General features: G+C 45.7%; 11 protein-coding genes. 6 read left to right on the top strand and 5 right to left on the bottom strand.

Annotated features, from left to right (window positions below):
* Positions 1 to 171: 171 nt before the first annotated feature.
* Together B2P60_RS06490 and B2P60_RS06495 are read right to left on the bottom strand one after the other, a co-directional pair.
* Positions 172 to 954 carry an SDR family NAD(P)-dependent oxidoreductase gene (locus tag B2P60_RS06490; protein ID WP_193006473.1) on the bottom strand — a complete coding sequence of 261 codons (783 nt, stop codon included), beginning with the start codon at positions 952 to 954 and terminating at the stop codon, positions 172 to 174.
* 523 nt (positions 955 to 1,477) lie between these two features.
* The gene (locus B2P60_RS06495; protein WP_286740120.1) at positions 1,478 to 3,199 is read right to left on the bottom strand and encodes a mechanosensitive ion channel; all 1,722 of its coding nucleotides are present in this window, start codon (positions 3,197 to 3,199) and stop codon (positions 1,478 to 1,480) included.
* A gap of 459 nt (positions 3,200 to 3,658) precedes the next feature.
* Between B2P60_RS06495 and B2P60_RS06500 the strand changes: the two genes are divergently transcribed.
* The gene (locus B2P60_RS06500; RefSeq protein WP_286740121.1) at positions 3,659 to 4,390 is read left to right on the top strand and encodes an FKBP-type peptidyl-prolyl cis-trans isomerase; all 732 of its coding nucleotides are present in this window, start codon (positions 3,659 to 3,661) and stop codon (positions 4,388 to 4,390) included.
* A 149-nt stretch (positions 4,391 to 4,539) separates the two neighbouring features.
* Here the strand turns inward: B2P60_RS06500 and argA are convergent, their stop codons facing one another.
* Positions 4,540 to 5,862 (bottom strand): amino-acid N-acetyltransferase, encoded by a 1,323-nt coding sequence (gene argA / locus B2P60_RS06505; protein ID WP_193006476.1) that lies wholly within the window; start codon positions 5,860 to 5,862, stop codon positions 4,540 to 4,542.
* Between the two features lie 255 nt (positions 5,863 to 6,117).
* Between argA and B2P60_RS06510 the strand changes: the two genes are divergently transcribed.
* Entirely contained in the window at positions 6,118 to 6,705 is a 588-nt protein-coding gene (locus B2P60_RS06510; protein ID WP_286740123.1) for a hypothetical protein, read from the top strand.
* Between the two features lie 127 nt (positions 6,706 to 6,832).
* Here the strand turns inward: B2P60_RS06510 and B2P60_RS06515 are convergent, their stop codons facing one another.
* Positions 6,833 to 7,810 (bottom strand): patatin-like phospholipase family protein, encoded by a 978-nt coding sequence (locus tag B2P60_RS06515; RefSeq protein ID WP_286740124.1) that lies wholly within the window; start codon positions 7,808 to 7,810, stop codon positions 6,833 to 6,835.
* Between the two features lie 175 nt (positions 7,811 to 7,985).
* Between B2P60_RS06515 and recG the strand changes: the two genes are divergently transcribed.
* From recG to ahr, 4 genes are all read left to right on the top strand, one after another.
* Positions 7,986 to 10,325, top strand: a complete 2,340-nt coding sequence (gene recG, locus B2P60_RS06520; RefSeq protein ID WP_286740125.1) for an ATP-dependent DNA helicase RecG — start codon at positions 7,986 to 7,988, stop codon at positions 10,323 to 10,325.
* A 492-nt stretch (positions 10,326 to 10,817) separates the two neighbouring features.
* Complete coding sequence (locus B2P60_RS06525) at positions 10,818 to 12,149, top strand: efflux RND transporter periplasmic adaptor subunit (RefSeq protein ID WP_286740127.1); 1,332 nt, start codon at positions 10,818 to 10,820, stop codon at positions 12,147 to 12,149.
* A complete protein-coding gene (locus B2P60_RS06530; protein ID WP_286740129.1) occupies positions 12,146 to 15,244 on the top strand; it encodes an efflux RND transporter permease subunit in 3,099 nt (1,032 codons plus the stop codon). Before B2P60_RS06525 ends, B2P60_RS06530 begins: the two co-directional genes overlap by 4 nt.
* A 393-nt stretch (positions 15,245 to 15,637) precedes the next feature.
* A complete protein-coding gene (gene ahr, locus B2P60_RS06535; RefSeq protein WP_286740130.1) occupies positions 15,638 to 16,639 on the top strand; it encodes an NADPH-dependent aldehyde reductase Ahr in 1,002 nt (333 codons plus the stop codon).
* 369 nt (positions 16,640 to 17,008) lie between these two features.
* On the opposite strand, the gene glmS is transcribed toward ahr, so the two are convergent.
* Positions 17,009 to 18,853 carry a glutamine--fructose-6-phosphate transaminase (isomerizing) gene (glmS, locus tag B2P60_RS06540; RefSeq protein ID WP_198334389.1) on the bottom strand — a complete coding sequence of 615 codons (1,845 nt, stop codon included), beginning with the start codon at positions 18,851 to 18,853 and terminating at the stop codon, positions 17,009 to 17,011.
* Positions 18,854 to 18,931 lie beyond the last annotated feature (78 nt).

Below are 18,931 nucleotides of genomic sequence, written 5' to 3' on the forward strand. Positions count from 1 at the left end.
CCGATAGTATGCGATGACTTGCATCTTAAAGTCCAGATCGTAACGCATAAAAATACCCCATAAGTTGAGTCCAACTTATGGGGGTCAGTTCACTGATAGTACATATCAGGGGGGGGTTTTACTGTCAGGTTACATGGGTTAAATATTTATCCATTCAAAATATCAGAGATGCTAAAAATTTGGCTGACCATTAGAGGCACTGACACCGCCATCAACAGGCAAGTTAACGCCTGTAATCATAGCCGCATCATCACTCGCTAAAAAAGTAATCGCGGCGGCAATATCTTCGGGCGTTGCCAGACGACCAAGGGCAGAGCGGGCAAAGAATTTATCCTGTTTCGCCTCATTGTCTTGAATGGCAGTCGTCATGTTTGTTTTAGTCACGCTTGGGTTGACGGCATTGACACGAACGCCATCCGGTCCATGGTCTAAGGCGAGAGTGCGCGTTAAATTGGTCACTCCAGCTTTGGCGGCATTGTAAGCGGCCATGTTCCAATCACCGCCCACCCCTGATAGTGATGAGACATTCACAATATTGCCTTTAGTTGCTATTAGATGCGGCATGACAGCTTGTGAGACATAAAAAGTCCCATTTAAATTGACATCAATGGCTGACTTCCAGTCCTCAGCAGATAGGTCTGTTATTTTTCCTTGCGTGGCTTTGCCCGCATTGTTGACCAAAATATCGATCTTTTCAAACTTATCTATCACAGCCTGGACCATCTCTTGTACTTGGCTTTGTACGCTAATGTCACACGTCACGGTCAGATAGTTGTCAGTGTGAATCCAAGAATGATCTTCCGGAAACTCTTGAGCGGTGGCTTGTAAGGTTTCAGGCGTGCGGCCTACTAAAACAACGCTGGCGCCTTCTTGAGCAAAGCGAATGGCGGTTGCCCGGCCAATACCTGAGCCTGCACCTGTGACGATAACCGTTTTTTCTTTAAAGCGTTTCATAATGTTCAATCCTTGTTATTATATGAGGGTCATTAAATAGTCTTAATACACGTACCTGTGATGGACAGCTTACAAGGGGTACGTGAGCGCAGTCTATAACTGTAAGACCTACGTACAAGCTATATTGCTTTGATATCATCATAACAATTCATTGCTATGAAAGCGACTGTGTCTGATAGCGCTTATGTAGCTTAAATTTTCGTGGCCAAAATATATCTGCCGTGCTCATAATAGGGATTTTATCTCATCATTAGCAACGTGCCGTACAAAATGATAGAGGCATTCGATGATAAGGCAATGGGTAAGGACAACATGGTAAAAAGCGAACAATCCAGTAAATTGTCTCAAGTGCGGCTACACTTATCTATTCCTGCTCGTAAAGGCGAGTCTTAGTTGTAGCAAAGTAGTGTTTTTAGAGGCCACTCATCAGTCAAATGACTAAAGATTTAAGACCTCTATTTCCATAAAAAAAGACAGCTTAAGCTGTCTTTTTTTGTATTTTAGACTAAAGAATAATGAATAACTACTTATTATTGAAGTCGTCGTTAAGACCGCTTCCAGGCAGTAATTTATCGTTATTGACTGTATTGTTGTCATCCACGTTATCGTTGTGAATGTCATCAGTATTAACGTGAGGTGTGTCCACTACATCCGTACGCAAGTCAGTCGTTGACGTGCTTGTCGATGTTGGTGTGCTTGATGCAGTCGGCGTGTTTTCACGAACTGAATCAGCAACTTTATCTGCAGTGTCTGATGTGGTCTTAGTGTGACGCGTGGTTTTTACTTTAAGACCAGTGCGTTCTTCTTCTACCTTATCCTGCATCTTGCGTAGGAAGCGGGCGGCTGCTTCTTGACCGCCAAGACCAAATGATAGTGCAAAGGCGACAGCGACAGCGCCTAGTGTCAGACCAAATGCTAGATTAACGATCGAATCAGCGATACCCATCGCTTTGAGACCCATCGCAAGTACCAAGCCCATGATCAATACGCGTACGATATTGGCTAGAAACTGTGAGCCTTGCTCAGAACGCTCAACGACTCCAGCAATGATATTGGCAAGCCAAAAGCCAATAAATAGAATGATGGCGCCTAAGATGATATTGGCACCAAAAGCGATAAACATCGTGATGATGGCTGAGATAGCTTCAAACCCTAATAGATCAGCGGCGGCGATAGCAGCAAACAACATGGCAAAGAAGATAATTGCATAGGCAACGAGGTCAGAGATTTTCTGGTTACCCATGGTTTCTTGCAGGCCAACCTTGGCTGGCAGCTGATTAACCTCGGTATTTTCGATTAGACCTTTGACAATGTTAGCGACCATACGTACGACGTAGAAAGTGACCACTAGGATAGCCGCTGCCATAAAGATGTTTGGTAGCGCTTCCATGATTTTGTTTAGCATGTTCGTCGCCGGACGAGCAATGACTTCGATTTTCAGAGCATTTAGTGCTGCAATAATAGTTGGGATGATAATCACTAAAAATGCTAATGAACCCGCAATATTTGGTAGGCTATTCTGTTCGCTCAAGCCTGCTTTTGACGCAAGTTCTTGTACATTAAAAGTAGAAACAAGGTTGGTCACAATGCCGCGTACGACTTTCGCAATGATATAACCGACCACGAAAACCACACCAGCAATGATAATGTTAGGAATAAAGCTAAAGATTTTATCCACCATATTCGTCAATGGAGCAAATAAACCATCAAGCTCTAACTGGCCAAGTACCATGGTCAAAACCACCAATAAGATAAACCAATAAACCATATCAGCAATGGTGCTGCTCATTGGTTTTACGCCAGCTCGCGCACTCAAACGCTCATCCATTGACGTTTTGGCTAGGGCTGCATTGATCGCTGTGCGGGCAACTGTCGCCACCACCCAACCAATCACACCAATGGCGATAGCACCGATCAGGTTAGGAATAAACGCCAATACTTGGTTGACCATATTTGCAAATGGTGCCGAAATAGAGTTTAAATTCAATTGGCTAAGTGCCCCAGAGATCGCGATGATAAAAATAAACCAAAAAACAATCTTAGAGATAATCCCCTCAAGATCGTAGGTTTTACCTGTTGACGAGTTCATACGTTGGTTTAAGTTAACTTTGGCTAACACTCCGCGGACCAGAGCTGCGATGCCAAGGGCCACCAACCAACCGATGATAAAAATTAAAATAGCGCCGATAATAGAACCAATAGGTCCACCCAAATAACCATTGAACGATGTATACGTTGGGTTCATCTTATCCTCCTTGAAGCATCATATAAAAGCCGCTAAAAAATATGCAGATAGCTATTAGTGAGCGGAACCAATATATAGATGATTATAATAAATAGTAATTTTTTAATTAAGTTAGGCGGCGATATTACAATTTTTGAGGATATAGTCTTATCAAAAGTATCGGTTTGCCTCATCTTGATAGCGTTAATACCAAACTCTAAATAACCATGATAAAAATTTACGCTCAATTACTTATCACCTTAACTTATTCAGCTTAGCTTATGTATTGCTGGTTTTAAAGATAGAAAGCTTAACGTGAGACTGTATTTGTGTGATAACTTGTTATTATGATGAGGTATATTTACATAGACTGTACATTCGCCCGATAATTTCATCCCAAATATGGCTCCTAAAACTAAGATTTGTTATGATAGAAGCATGTGACATCTCGCCACTATTCTTACAATTTGAGAGTACTTTATGAAAAAAATCACTACTTTAAGCGTTAGTGCACTTGCGAGTGCTATGTTATTGATCACAGGTTGTAGCACCAATAACGGCAACCAAGAGACAGCCGCTCAAAGCGTTTCTATCACCGAACAAAGCTCAGCAAATGAAAAAGTAGGTTATAGTTTGGGTTACATGATGGCTGAAGGGAATAAAGAAGCGGTCGGTGATCTAAACCTTGACACTTTTGAACAAGGCTTCCGTGATGGTTACGAAGGTAACGAATCCGCGTTGACGCAAGAGCAGATGCAAGAAGTATTGATGACATATCAAAAAGAGCAAGAAGAGAAGTTTGTTAAAGATATGGAATCAAAAGCGGCAGAAAACAAAACCAAGGGCGCAGCCTTCTTAGCAGAAAACGCTAAGAAAGAGGGCGTAACAGAAACGGCTTCTGGTTTACAGTATAAAGTCATCGAAGCTGGTACGGGTCAATCACCAAAAGCCACTGACGTGGTCGAAGTAAACTACGAAGGTAAATTGATTGATGGTACGGTATTTGATAGCTCTTATGAGCGTGGTGAGCCAATTGAGTTCCCATTAAATCAAGTCATCGCTGGCTGGACGGAAGGGCTTCAGTTGATGAAAGATGGCGGTAAATACGAGTTTTATATCCCATCAGACATCGCTTATGGCGAAGCGGGTAATGCAGGTATTGAGCCAAATAGCACGCTTATCTTTACGGTTGAGCTATTAGACGTAAAATAATGCATTATTAGCTAAGCATTGCTAAAGAACGAAAAAGCCTTCATAGCGACTATGAAGGCTTTTTTATGGATGAACTGGTTGCATTTGAGTGTTGTCAGTCTGTTCAAAAAGTGAACTGGCTCATAAATGCGTTGTCAGTTCGGCATTAGTTACAGATTTTTTTGGAATACTTTGGAGTTGCGACCGTTGTGGTATTTTTCTTGACGTGATTCCGGTAGGGCGCTGGCCTCAACTTCAGCAAAGCCTTGTTCGACGAACCAATGGGCTGTACGAGTGGTCAAAACAAATAACTTATGCAGACCATGACTGCGTGCTTGTTGCTCTAAAAATGCTAATAAGTCAGCGCCACGGCTTCCGCTACGATACTCAGGATGTACGGCCACACAAGCCACTTCTGCTGAGTCTGCATCTAGGGGATAAAGGGCGGCACAGCCTAAAATCATACCATCACGCTCAATGACACTATAGTGATCAATCTCTTGCTCTAAGCGCTCACGCGAGCGGCTGACTAAAATGCCTTGTTCTTCCAGAGGTGATAACAGCTCAATAAGCCCGACCACATCGTCAATATTGGCACGACGAATTTCTTCATAAGGATCATGGCTAATAAGGGTGCCAGAACCATCACGGGTAAATAGCTCCTCTAGTAGCGCGCCATCTTTGGCATAGGAAATAATATGCGTACGATGAACACCTTGGCGGCAAGCATTACTGGCGCAGCTTAAAAAGTAGTTAATCTCACAGTTTAAATCACGATCACGTAAAAAGCGGTCGACTTCGTTTGGAATCATTTCGCGTAACAGGCGGTCGTCGTGATTGATGCCAGCCTCTTCACCCAAAAATATGAGCTTATCAGCACCCAGTGCCACGGCTGCGCTAAGCGCCACATCTTCAGCCAGTAAATTAAAGACTTCACCAGTGGCTGAATAGCCCATTGAACCTAAAATCACGATATGGTCGTGTAAAAGGTTATTTTTGATGGCTTCCACATCGATAGAGCGTACTTCCCCCGTCATTTGGTAATCGACACCATCACGGATACCATAAGGGCGTGCGGTGACAAAATTCCCTGATATGGCATCGATGCGCGAGCCGTACATAGGGGAGTTGGCCAGTCCCATCGACAGCTGTGCTTCAATTTGCAAGCGAATCGCCCCTACCGCTTGTAAAATAGCGGGCATCGCGACCCTTGGGGTAATGCGAATATCTTGATGTAGTGGGGAGGCGATACCGGTGTTTTTTAGATTATTCTCAATTTGCGGTCGCGCCCCATGCACCAACACGAGCTTGATACCTAAGCTATGTAACAAGGCGAAATCGTGTATCAGAGTGCTAAAGTTAGGATGATTTACCGCCTCTCCCCCAAACATAATCACGAAAGTTTTGCCGCGATGGGTATTAATGTAGGGAGCGGAGTTACGAAACCAATGGACGTATTCTGGGTTGATTTGTGGCATAGCGCTAGTAGTCATAATAGGAGCAGTGATTGTCAGAAAAAGAAAAAGGGCGCAGCAAAAAAATGCCTATCGCTAAAGATTTACCATAGCAAAAAACGCCGTTATGAGCTATCTTTTATTTCATAGTGTTCATCAATGTTGATCAGGGATTGACTATATACACAACCTCTACACGGGGTTAGTGTACGTACAAACGCTTTTTGTTATGCTAAACGCTATTGCTTTACCAGCTGCGTTTTACCGATATATTAACTAGGGATAATGAAAGTCATGAAAAAAAATAACCAATTTGCTAGTCCATTTAGTGCTTGGAGCGGCCATCGCTTGTTTCACGTTGTTGCTGGTACGCTCATCGGTGCCATGGTAGTAACGCAAGCTTCAGCAATGCTGCCGACGCCAGAACAAGCGGTTGATGGGTCCGTGGCTGTGCAGGCAAGCGCCAATCAAAGCAGCAACTCAAGTGCGCAAGCCGTCAATAGTAAAATTACCGCGTCACTGATTAGTACGGACGCAAATGGTCAAGAAGTTTTGGTTCCTGTAAATGCCAGCACACGCTTGCAATCAGGGAATGTTTTAGAGTATCAAGGGTATTTTACCAATACCAATGCGGATCGAGTCCGTAAGATGACAGTGACGATGAGTATCCCTGAGCAAGTAGAATTATTGAAGACGGTATCTCCTGATTTTCCATATGGCAGTGTCGATGGCAACAATTTTGCGCGTATGCCACTACGTACAAAGGTTGATAATCAGCTACAAGATGTCGCAATGAAGTATTACAAAGCGGTTCGTTGGGATCTTGAAGGTGTGGGCCTCAATGACACAGTCGTGGTTAAGTATCGCGCGCGCGTTAAGTAAGTAGACGTTTAATATAATTTTTTGCTTAATTGTCATGGATAAAATCAAAAAAGCACCACAGCTTTAAACTGTGGTGCTTTTTTTCGTCAAGATCTAGATATTTTTATCAGGGCTGCTTATCAATAAATCAGAGAGTCGCGTATTTACTGTCAGATTTCTGTTTGATTAACTGTTTAATGGCATAAATTTGTGAAGTCGTGGCTTGCGCGCCCGCGGTAATCAAAGCTTGGCGCTGACTGGTATCTATTGAGCTGATGTGACCCACGTCAGGGGTAATGACAATGTCAGCACGATCCCGTTCATGACGCATTGATAAGGCGCGATTGGTGTTTGGCTGAGTGGTGATATTATGCTCTAAAAATCCCCAAAAGCTGCTCATTGAATTGAAGGTTGATATGCGCTTGAGAGCAAAAGAGCGGTTATTAGCAGTGGTCACATCAACAGCAATGATAACGTCAGCGCCCAAAGCACGGGCACTATCAACTGGTACCAAGCTCACCACACCGCCGTCGATGTATTTTTTGCCCACTTTTTCTGGAATACGTGGGGCGATAAAAATATTGGGCACGCTACAGGAAGCTTGGACGGCCAGTCCGGCATTCCCTGAGGTAAAGACAGTCTTTTTTAACGTGTGCTTTTCCGCAGCGACCGCCGCAAAGCCGATTGGGAAGTCTTCTATTGCTCGTCCATCCACTTTGTTATTGATAAAATTTCTGAGTTTGAAGCCCTCGACAAAACCTTGGTTAGATAAGACAAAGTCTGTTAACTCGTTATCAGCCGTCGTCAGTGCTAAATGCTCAAGCTGCGCTGGTGTATAGCCACTGGCATATAGGCTGCCAACCAAGCTGCCGACGCTGGTACCAACGATGAGCGTCGGCGTAATACCGTTCTCTTCTAATGCTTTAATCACCCCGATATGAGCAAAGCCCTTGGCTCCGCCACCACCCAAAACTAACGCAACACTAGGTGACGCTATTGCAGGTGCTTTAATCGTTGGGGTCACTGTGCTACAAGCACTCATAAATAGTGTCAATGCTATAAGTGTGCTCACATGCGTTACTACTGAATGATGACGGTATAGATGCGAAACGAAAGAAGCAGGCATAAAAAAGACCTTATATAATTGCCATAATCTAGCAAAGAAGACAGCAGTTATTGGTATGATATAACTGAAGTCATGTTTTATCGCGCACGGATTATTACGCTTATAACACACGGTACGTTGTAATATAAGTTAGTCGCGTATATAAAATTTAAAAACCTTATCTTTAGGATCTTTGATGCCCACATCGGTTAGTCACTCTTCAATCAGTCCCTCAGACCCTCCTAGGTCGGAGCCACCAGTCTCGGCGCTAGAGATGCCAGTGACTGCGCTGGCTGGTGTGGGTGTAAAAGTGGCCGAGCAATTAGAACAGCTGAGCATTAAACGAATATTTGATTTGCTGCTGCATCTGCCACGTGCTTATGAAGATCGCAGTCGATTATTGTCTATCGCAGAGGTGGCTCATGGGCAATCGGCGTTAATCACAGGACGTGTGGTACACGTTGATGCCAAACGCAGCGGTATGACAGTGGTGGTAGATGATGATACTGGCACCATATCTCTGCGCTTTTTTAAGGTTTATCGTGGTCTGGCCCAGACCATGAGCCTAGGTACAAGGTTGCAACTGTTTGGTGAAGTCAAAGTCAGTCGTTACGGCAAACAGATGCATCATCCTGAATATCACATCATTACTGATAACGCCGCTATTACCAATACAGGTTTGCAGCCCATTTATCCAAGCGTCAAAGGCTTACACCAGAATAAGCTGCGCACATTGATTAAGCTTGCGTTACAGACCGTGCGCAGCCAAGACCTGCCAATGACACTATTGACAGCGGCAGATTTTTCAGTCGTGGCCGACTTACCCTTAGTGCCTTTTGAGCCGACTAAGTCGCTTACGACAGAGCCAGACTATCCAGAAGATATCTTCTCCACATTGGCGCGTAGTGTGCCAGATAACAGTCTCAATCAAACCAATACCATGGCTTATGACGCCAATCATAATGCCATTACCGAGGCCGTTAGAGTGTCCAATAATAATGTCTATAATTTGACGATATTTGAGGCACTGGTGTTACTGCATACGCCGCCCACTTATACCGATGCGGGTCAGCAGTATAAACTGTTAATGCAATTAAGTGCGCGCACGCACGCTGCTTGTCAGCGTTTAATCATTGAGGAGCTGACGGCTCATCAGCTCAGCTTATTATATCGCCGCCAGCAATTGCATCAGCATAAGGCACCCAAATGTGCCATTAAAAGCCCATTGGCTGAGCAACTATTTGCTGCATTACCTTTTGACTTAACAGGCGCACAAAAAAAGGTAATGAAAGATATCACGACTGATATGGCAACCTCGATTCCTATGCTGCGACTGGTACAAGGGGATGTGGGCGCTGGCAAGACGTTGGTAGCAGCAGGGGCAGCAGGCTATGCTCTTGATAGCGGCTGGCAAGTGGCGGTTATGGCACCGACGGAGATTTTGGCAGAGCAGCATTTACTTAACTTTAAACACTGGTTTGAACCGTTAGGTATTGGGGTGGGGTGGCTTGCGGGTAAGCAAACCGCAAAGCAGCGACGTGAAGCGTTAGAAGCGGTGGCAGAAAACACGGTACAGATCGTCGTTGGTACTCATGCGCTGTTTCAAGAGCAGGTGCAATTTGCCAAATTGGGGCTGGTTATTATTGATGAGCAGCATCGGTTTGGCGTCGAGCAGCGTATGGCATTGACCAATAAAGGCGTGGCCAACAGTACGCCGCATCAGCTGATTATGACGGCAACGCCGATTCCGCGTACGCTTGCGATGAGTGTCTACGGCGACATGGATACCTCGATTATCGATGAGTTACCGCCTGGGCGGACCCCGATTACTACCGTGACGATTGACCGCAACCGCCGTGATGATGTGATTGAGCGTATTGCGATTAACTGCGAAGCTGGCAGGCAAGCATATTGGGTTTGCTCACTGGTAGAAGAGTCTAGTGTGCTCGATGCGCAAGCGGCCGAAGCGACTTATGAAGATTTAAACGAGCGGTTAAATATTCGTATTGGGCTGGTACATGGCAAAATGAAATCAGCAGACAAACAAGCCATCATGCAATCTTTTAAAGCAGGTCATCTGGATTTATTGATTGCTACCACGGTCATTGAAGTTGGCGTCGATGTGCCCAATGCCTCATTAATGGTCATTGAAAATGCAGAACGATTGGGTCTATCGCAATTACATCAATTGCGCGGGCGCGTTGGACGTGGCTCAACCAAAAGCTACTGTGTCCTGCTGTACCAAAAGCCATTGTCTGAAACGGGGACTGAGCGCCTAAACGTTCTACGTGATAGTACAGACGGCTTTGTCATTGCACAAAAAGACTTAGAGCTGCGCGGACCGGGGGAGCTGTTGGGTAAGCGGCAAACGGGCAATGTGGGTTATTACTTGGCCGACCTCATCCGTGATGAGCAGCTATTTGCCATAGCACAGCGGTTGGCCAAACACTTGATTGCAGATCCAGCGCGCAAAGCTGATGTCAGTCAGCTTATTCATCGCTGGATGCCAGAGGCGAGTCGTTATACTAATGCCTGATGAGTAGCTGTGGCAAGTTATCTGCTCAGATAGCAGGAGACTATTAGAGAAAGGTGTCTGTATGAACGTATACCAAAAATTAGGGTTTTGATTGAGAGACCAGCCTTACAATAGTTTATGATTTATGGACCGTTCGATCCAATTTATTAACGTGTTGTCTTTATTGTTTTATGGCCTATCTTTTTGATTTTTTGTCCTAAATTATCGGGTGGGTTTACCAAAACTGTGAACAGCATATCCTATATATAAGCATAAGACGGTGATCTAATATGTGCTATTCTCAATAACTTCATCGGATATTGTAATAATAAACAGCACTTTAGAGAGTGAGAGTTTTCTCTAGTAGATAAGCCGCGCAGTAAAGCGATTTAGATGTTATGCCAATGACCTGTTATTTTTTTATGATTCATGTGACGTATGAATATTCTTTTATTAGCACTCACATATCTGACCTTTTAATTTTATTATTGCCCGTATTTACAGAGAGTCATCATGAGCGATCTTAAAGAAACCAACCCCAAGCCAGTTGTAGAAACAGAGCTGCCACCCTATCGTCAATCTGACTCAGGGGCACAAAAATCGCCCTCAAAGCTACCATTATGGTTGTTGCCAGTATTGGCAGTGGTGCTCGTCATCGGTGTGTTGCTTGGCAAGTATTGGGGCAGTAATAACGAAACAGCCGACGTTGATTCAATAGCCTCTAACAGTGCGCCAAGTGATGGTAATAATCCAAGTGCTGCTAGTGCTGAGCAAGCGGTATTGTCAGTAGAAACGATTGTGCCAAACCAAGATGATATTGGTAATACCTTGAGTGCTGATGGCACGATCAATGCCAAAAATACGGCGAATGTCAGTGCAAAAGTGACCGGCGTCGCTATTGAGCGTATATTGGTTGAAGAAGGTGATCGCGTCAAAGCGGGCCAAGTGTTGGCAGTGTTTGATACCGATGCCATGGAGCAGCAAGTCTTACAAGCAGAAGCAGATGTTGCAGAGGCTGAGGCAACGCTTGCCAATGCCAGCGCCGATGCCGCGCGTGTTTTGCCACTGATAGATATTGATGCCATCAGTAAACAAGAGGCCGACCGCTATCGCACCGCCGAGATGAAAGCCAGAGCCGCTTTGCAGGCAGCAAAAGCCAGATTAAGTACGCAGCGGTTGACGTTAGAGAACGCCGAAGTTGTCGCACCAGTCAGTGGTATCGTTAGTGAAAAAATGGCTGAGGTTGGTATGGTGGCCGGTGGTGAGCCATTGTTTACCATTATTAAAGGCGGCGTTTTAGAATGGCGTGCGGATATCGACCCTAAGCTGGTCAGTGATATTAATATCGGTACGCCCGTACGCGTGAGCTTGCCAGATGGGGATTCTGTGATGGGGCAAGTGAGCCGTATTGCACCGACGGCGGACAACAACCGTCAGGTTACCATTTATGCCAGCTTAGCTGCCAATGCCAAAGTACGCGCCGGTATGTATCAAACTGGTGAGTTCCTCTTGGGCAGTACCAGCACACAAACGGTTCCCAATAGCGCTATTGTGAGCAACGATGGTTACGACTATGTGATGCTGGTCACCAACATAACGACTAAAAACGGTCAAACAATCGGTCGTATTCAGCAACAGCGAGTCACGTTAGGCGAACGCTTGGGCGATAGTGTCGCGGTCTCAGAGCCACTCCCTAGCGACAGTCGAATTGTGCAACAGGGCGGTAGTTTCTTAAATGATGGAGATTTGGTACGCATCGTTAATAGTGCGCGCTCAACAGACAATCCAGCAGATACTACGACGGATAGAACAACCACTGGCACAGCCACGCAGGCGCGCGCATGAGTTTAAATGTCTCAGCTTACTCGATTAAAAACCCACTGGTCGCTATTTTACTGTTTGTGCTGCTGACGCTCGGCGGCATATACGGCTTTATGAAAATGAAGGTGCAGCAGTTTCCGGATATTGACCTACCTGCGGTCGTGGTCACGGTCACTTTACCGGGTGCTGCGCCAGCACAGCTCGAAAATGACATTGCCAAAAAGGTAGAGAACAAACTCACCAGCATCGAAGGCGTCAAGCATATTAGGACGACGCTCCAAACTGGTGCAGCCACCATGGTTACTGAATTTGTCCTAGAAAAAGACATCCAAGAAGCGGTGGATGATGTGCGGTCAGCGGTCGGCGAAGTACGTGGCGATCTGCCGGCTGCCGCTAATGATCCTATTATTACCAAAGTCTCAACCGCAGGGTTTCCAGTCGTGACTTACTCTGTCGCGTCTGAAAACATGAATGTGGAAGACTTATCATGGTTTGTGGATGATACCGTCACCAAACGACTCTCTGATATCCCAGGTGTCAGCACGGTCAGCCGTATTGGTGGGCTGCAGCGTGAGATTACCGTCGCCGCTGATCCAATCGCACTCAGCGGCTTAACATTTCCTATTACACAGTTATCGCAGCAAATAGCAGGGATTCAGCAAGACAGCTCAGGTGGTGAAGCAGAGGTGGGCAAAACCACTCAGACCATTCGAGTACTTGGCGCTGTTGAGCGTGCTAGTGAGCTTAATGACTTACAAGTGGCTGTCCCTACAGGCGGCACGCAGGCCCTTGGGCGTATGGCACAAATCACGGATGGCGCGGCGGACCCAAGCTCTATTGCCAAGCTAAATGGTCAAACCGTGGTGGCATTTAATATTACCCGATCACGCGGTGCCAGTGAAGTTGAAGTGATGGAACTTGTCGATGCAGAGCTTGCCAAGCTCACGGCCGATGTCGGCAATATCAGTATCGAAAAAGTCTATGATCGGGCAACGCCAATTGCTGAGGACTATCAGGCCTCATTACGCATGCTGATTGAAGGTGGCCTATTAGCAGTGGTGGTGGTTTTCTTGTTTTTACGCAATATTCGGGCGACCATCGTGGCCGCCGTTGCCTTGCCACTGTCTGTCATTCCAACCTTTTTGGGTATGTATTTGTTTGGCTTTAGTCTCAATATCATCTCGCTGTTGGCATTATCTTTGGTGATCGGCGTACTGGTTGATGATGCTATCGTCGAAGTCGAAAATATCATACGACATCTGCGCATGGGTAAGACGCCTTATGAAGCCGCGATGGAAGCGGCGGATGAGATTGGTTTGGCGGTGGTAGCAACCACCTTTACTTTGATTGCGGTATTTTTGCCCACGGCCTTTATGGGCGGCATTGTTGGACAGTTCTTTCGCCAGTTTGGTTGGACGGCAGCCTTGTCGATTTTTGCGTCATTGATGGTCGCGCGTCTGATTACCCCCATGATGGCTGCGTATATATTGCGACCAGAAAAAAAGCATGTTGAAAAACAAAGCGCGCTGATGGATAGGTATCTTAAAATAGTAGCGTGGACCTTGCATCATCGCTGGCTTACGATGGGGGCAACTTTAATATTATTTGTGGCCTCGCTGACGCTTGTGAAGCTATTGCCCACGTCTTTTATTCCTGATAATGACATTGACCAAACGCGTGTGGCAATTGAGCTGACCCCTGATGTGGCGCTAGAAGATACTGAACGAGTAGCAGCACTGGCAAGCGCGCGTATTTTAGCCATGCCTGAAGTGACCAATATTTTTACGTCAGTAGGGGAAGCTCAAGCGACGATGGACTCAAACTCGAGTGGCGGCAAGGCTGAGAACATCGCTGGTTTAGATATTGTGCTTGCCCCAAGGGCAGAGCGCGGCACCAAACAAGAGATTGAACGAAAAATTAGCCGTTTGTTGGCAGAGGTGCCCGGCGCTCGCTTTACTGTCGGTCTGTCGAGTGGCGGTGAAAGCGGCTATAACTTTTCGATGACCAGTACCAATCCGCAGTTGCTTGAACAGACCGCTCAGCAGATTATGTCAGAGATCCGAAGTCTGCCTAGTGCAGGCTCAGTGACCAGTGACCGCAGTCTGCCGCGTCAAGAGCTGACGGTAACACCAGACCGATTGGCGATGGCTGATAAGGGCGTGACCACACAAGACATCGCTACGACGTTACGTGTGGCGACCGTTGGTGACTATGAGCAGCGTTTATCCAAGCTCAATTTAGACACGCGCCAGATTCCTATTGTGATACGCCTGCCAGATGTTGCCAAGCAAAACGTTAGTCAGTTAGAAGGTTTGTACGTGCCAAGCTCACTACCAGCAGGACAGGGCGTGCGTGTGGGTGAGGTCGCATCCTTAGACTTTGGTACAGGGCCTGCACAAATTAATAGGCTTGATCGAGAGCGTGCTATTAGTATTACGGTTCAGCCGGCGAATGGCGAGCTTGGCGATTTGGTGCAAGCGGTCAAAGCCGTACCTGCGATGCAAAAATTACCGCCTTCGATTACTATTATTGATCAAGGTCAAGCCGAGAACATGGCGGATCTATTTAGTGGCTTTGTGATTGCGATGTCGGTGGGTGTGGTTTGTATCTTAGGGGTGCTGATTTTACTATTCGGTCGTATACTACAACCTTTTACCATTCTGATGGCGTTACCGCTCTCTATTGGCGGCGCCTTTGTGGGCTTGGTTATTACCAATAGTAGCCTCTCTATGCCCTCAATGATTGGTTTTATTATGTTGATGGGCATCGCGACCAAAAACTCTATCTTGCTGGTTGATTATGCACTGATTGCCCAGCGTCGCGGTTTGGCACGTTTTGAAGCGATTATTGATGCGTGTCGTAAACGTGCGCGTCCTATTATTATGACCACCATTGCGATGGGTGCTGGCATGTTGCCATTAGTGTTTGGTTGGGGAGACGCTGACCCTACGTTTAGACGCCCGATGGCGGCGGCTGTATTGGGTGGTTTGGTGACCTCTACGTTATTGAGTTTGGTGGTGATTCCAGTGGTTTACACCTTGATGGATGATGTGTCAGGTTGGTTTGCTAAGTGGCTCACGCCGCATGGTAAGCCAGAGACAGTGACGGAGGAAAAATAGCGCTCTCACAGTATTCATCCTCCTTAGTAAGTGACGTAAAAAGCTCAAACTGTCTCTAAATACAGTTTGAGATTTTTGATGGGTCAGCTATTCGCTACTAGAGGATGCTTTTATAAAATTGAATAGGCGTCATATAGATTGTTGAGAGACAAGCGACTAAGGTTATGGGCGTTAAGTATGGTTATTTGTATGACGTTAGTCTTAAACGGGTAAGTTGAGTGGCTTAATTAACCCCGTCTTTGCTATAGTCGCTTCAGTTGAATTGGTCAAAGGCACTGTATGTTAAAGGCACTGTGTTTATCAGTATCTTATCCGTGTCTTATTTATTATTAACTTAATAATTACTAGAACGATAAACCCATACCTCCAAATACGAAAAAATAAGGAATAGCGATGATTAACGCATATGCAGCAGAAGAAAAAGGCGGAAAGTTTGTACCGTATCAATATGACCCTGGCACTTTGGGTGATCATGAGGTAGAAATCGAAGTACATAGCTGCGGTATCTGCCACAGTGATTTGTCGATGTGGCAAAACGAATGGGGCATGACCGAGTATCCGTTTGTAGGTGGCCATGAAGTTGCCGGGAAAGTTCTTGCAAAAGGCAAGCACGTCAAACATATCGAGTTAGGCGATAAAGTGGGTCTGGGGTGGCATAAAGGATACTGCAACGTTTGTGATCTATGTATCGGTGGCGACCACAACCTGTGTCCTGAGCAAGAAGGTACGATCATTGGTAACCATGGCGGCTTTGCGGATAAAGTACGGGCAAAAGACACCAGCGTTATCAAAATACCTGAAGGGCTTGATTTTAATGCTGTAGGACCATTGCTATGCGGCGGCGTCACTGTGTTCAACCCGCTTATGCAGTACGACATCAAGCCAACCTCTAGAGTGGCTGTGATTGGTATTGGCGGCTTAGGTCATTTGGCACTGCAATTTGCCAATGCGTGGGGCTGTGAAGTGACGGCATTTACCAGTGAGTCAAAAATGGAAGAAGCAAAAGAGATGGGCGCTCACCACTCATTAAACTCAAGAGAGGATAGCGAGATCGAAAAAGCCGCGGGCTCTTTTGATTTAATCATCTCAACAGTGAACGTAGATATGAACTGGGATATGGTTATTAAGACGTTGAGACCAAAGGGTAAGCTACACTTTGTTGGGATTTTAGAAGCGCCGCTAGAGATATCGGCTGCGCCAATGATTATGGCTCAAAACAGTCTCTCAGGCTCACCAGTTGGCTCACCATCCACCCTTCGAAAAATGCTAGATTTTGCCGCTCGATACAATATTCAGCCAGTGATTGAAACCTACAAAATGTCTGAGATTAACGAAGCATTTGAGCGCCTAGAGAGCGGTAACGCGCGCTATAGAGTGGTGCTAGAAAGAGACTAAACGCCTTTAAAATAGCTAAACATAATCATTAGTTAAGCACACTCCTAATAGTGATACCTCATTTAAGATCGGGGTATCACTATTTTTTATACACAGTCATTTAACTTTTTACGAAATATTAGAAAAATGTTTAGCATTTAGATTAATATTTAAAGGTCTTCACTTAACGGTTTACTCACACAGCGTGCGATACGATTATCTATAAGCTATTTTTTAGTCATTGTGAGGGCATAAAAAACCCCTGCTAATGTTGCGCTCAACAATAGCAGGGGTTAATAGTATGAATCTTTATTACTCAGTATGAATCTTTATTACTTGGTATGATAGGTAATTACTCAATGACATAAAAAATCATCAAAATAGTAAACTTTATTCTACTGTAACTGATTTTGCCAAATTGCGTGGCTGGTCGACATCGGTGCCGCGCATCACAGCCACATGGTATGACAATAGCTGCACTGGCACGCTATAGACGATAGGCGCTAAGACTTCGCAGACTTCAGGCACGTACACCACGTGCAAACGGTCTTCTGCGACCATTTGACTGGCTTCACTGGCGAAGACAAATAGCTCACCGTGACGGGCGTGTACTTCTTGCATGTTGGCTTTGAGCTTATCAAACATACTGTCTTTCGGGGCGAGTACGACGATTGGCATGTCTTTATCGACCAACGCCAATGGGCCATGCTTGAGCTCACCTGCGGCATAACCTTCTGCGTGAATGTAGGATATTTCTTTTAGTTTTAGTGCGCCCTCTAGTGCAATTGGGAACTGGAGACCACGTCCCAAAAACAGGCAGCTTTTCTTGTCTTCAAAATGCTCGCTCATTGTCTTAATAGGCGCATCGAGGTTTAAGCTGGCATACAGCTGACCAGGCAGTTGTTGTAGCTCGCCAATCAACGTAGTCAAACGCTCACCGGTCACACGCTGTTGAATAACCCCGACCTTTAACACCAGTAACATTAAAGCGGCAAGTTGAGTCGTAAAGGCTTTGGTAGAAGCCACGCCAATTTCTGGTCCTGCTAGGGTCGGTAAGAAAATATCTGTCTCGCGTACCAGTGACGAGGTCGGGACGTTGCACAATGCTAAACTTACGAGGCCTGCTGGCGTCTGCTTTTGGATATCACGTAGCGCGGATAACGTGTCAGCAGTTTCACCCGACTGAGAAATACAAATCACCAAGCAGTTATCCACGACGACTGGATTGCGATAACGGAATTCACTGGCCACTTCAACGGAACAGGGCACCCGGATAAGACTTTCAAACCAGTATTTTGCGACCAGACCTGAGTGATAACTGGTTCCACAAGCGAGGATCTGTACGTGGCGGATACCTGCAAGTTGCGTCTCATAACGCTGCAAGAAGTCATCACGCAGCTTAGAGGTTTCATTATTGTCTAAAGCCATCTCAATAGTACGGGCGACCGCATCTGGCTGCTCATAGATTTCTTTGAGCATATAGTGCTTAAACTCACCTTTGTCAGCATTGTGCTGGGTTGCATCAATTTCATGAATTTGACGGGTGACTTCCACACCATCAGCATAAATTTGAATACTTTTACGAGTCAGCTTGGCAATGTCGCCTTCTTCTAAATACATAAAGCGGTTGGTCACGGGTAACAGTGCCAACTGATCTGAGGCGATAAAGTTCTCACCGATACCGACGCCAATCACCAGTGGTGAGCCTAGACGTACGCTAATCAGCTCATCTGGACAATCGATATGCACAATGCCAAGGGCAAAAGCACCGTGTAATAGTGGGGTCACAGTGCGAACCGCTTCTAGTAAGTCAGGCGTTTCTTGATAGATATCATTAATCAAATGGGCCACGACTTCGGTATCTGTTTGTGAGGTAAACTCATAACCTTTGGCCACGAGCGTTTCTTTGAGCTCAGCGTAGTTTTCAACAATACCATTATGCACCACGGCGATTTTACCGGACACATGCGGGTGTGCATTACGTTGGGCGGGTTCGCCATGAGTCGCCCAGCGTGTGTGAGCGATACCGATATGACCATCAAAGAATTCTGGGTTGACGGCAACGGCATCGACCAGTGCCTGCACTTTGCCCACTTGACGTTCGCGATGTAGCTCGCCATTACGAATAACGGTTAAACCAGCAGAATCATAGCCTCTGTATTCCAAGCGCTTGAGACCTTCAAGTAAGATATTGGCGATATTACGCTCAGCAACTGCTCCTACAATTCCACACATGGCTATTCCTTAAAGTTAATTTTTGATGTTTTGAGAGTGATTATATTTAGTCAATAAGACGTCTGTTTGATGATTAGC

The organism is Psychrobacter sp. UBA3068 (assembly GCF_002366815.1).
In the GTDB taxonomy this organism is placed as follows: Bacteria; Pseudomonadota; Gammaproteobacteria; order Pseudomonadales; family Moraxellaceae; genus Psychrobacter; species Psychrobacter namhaensis.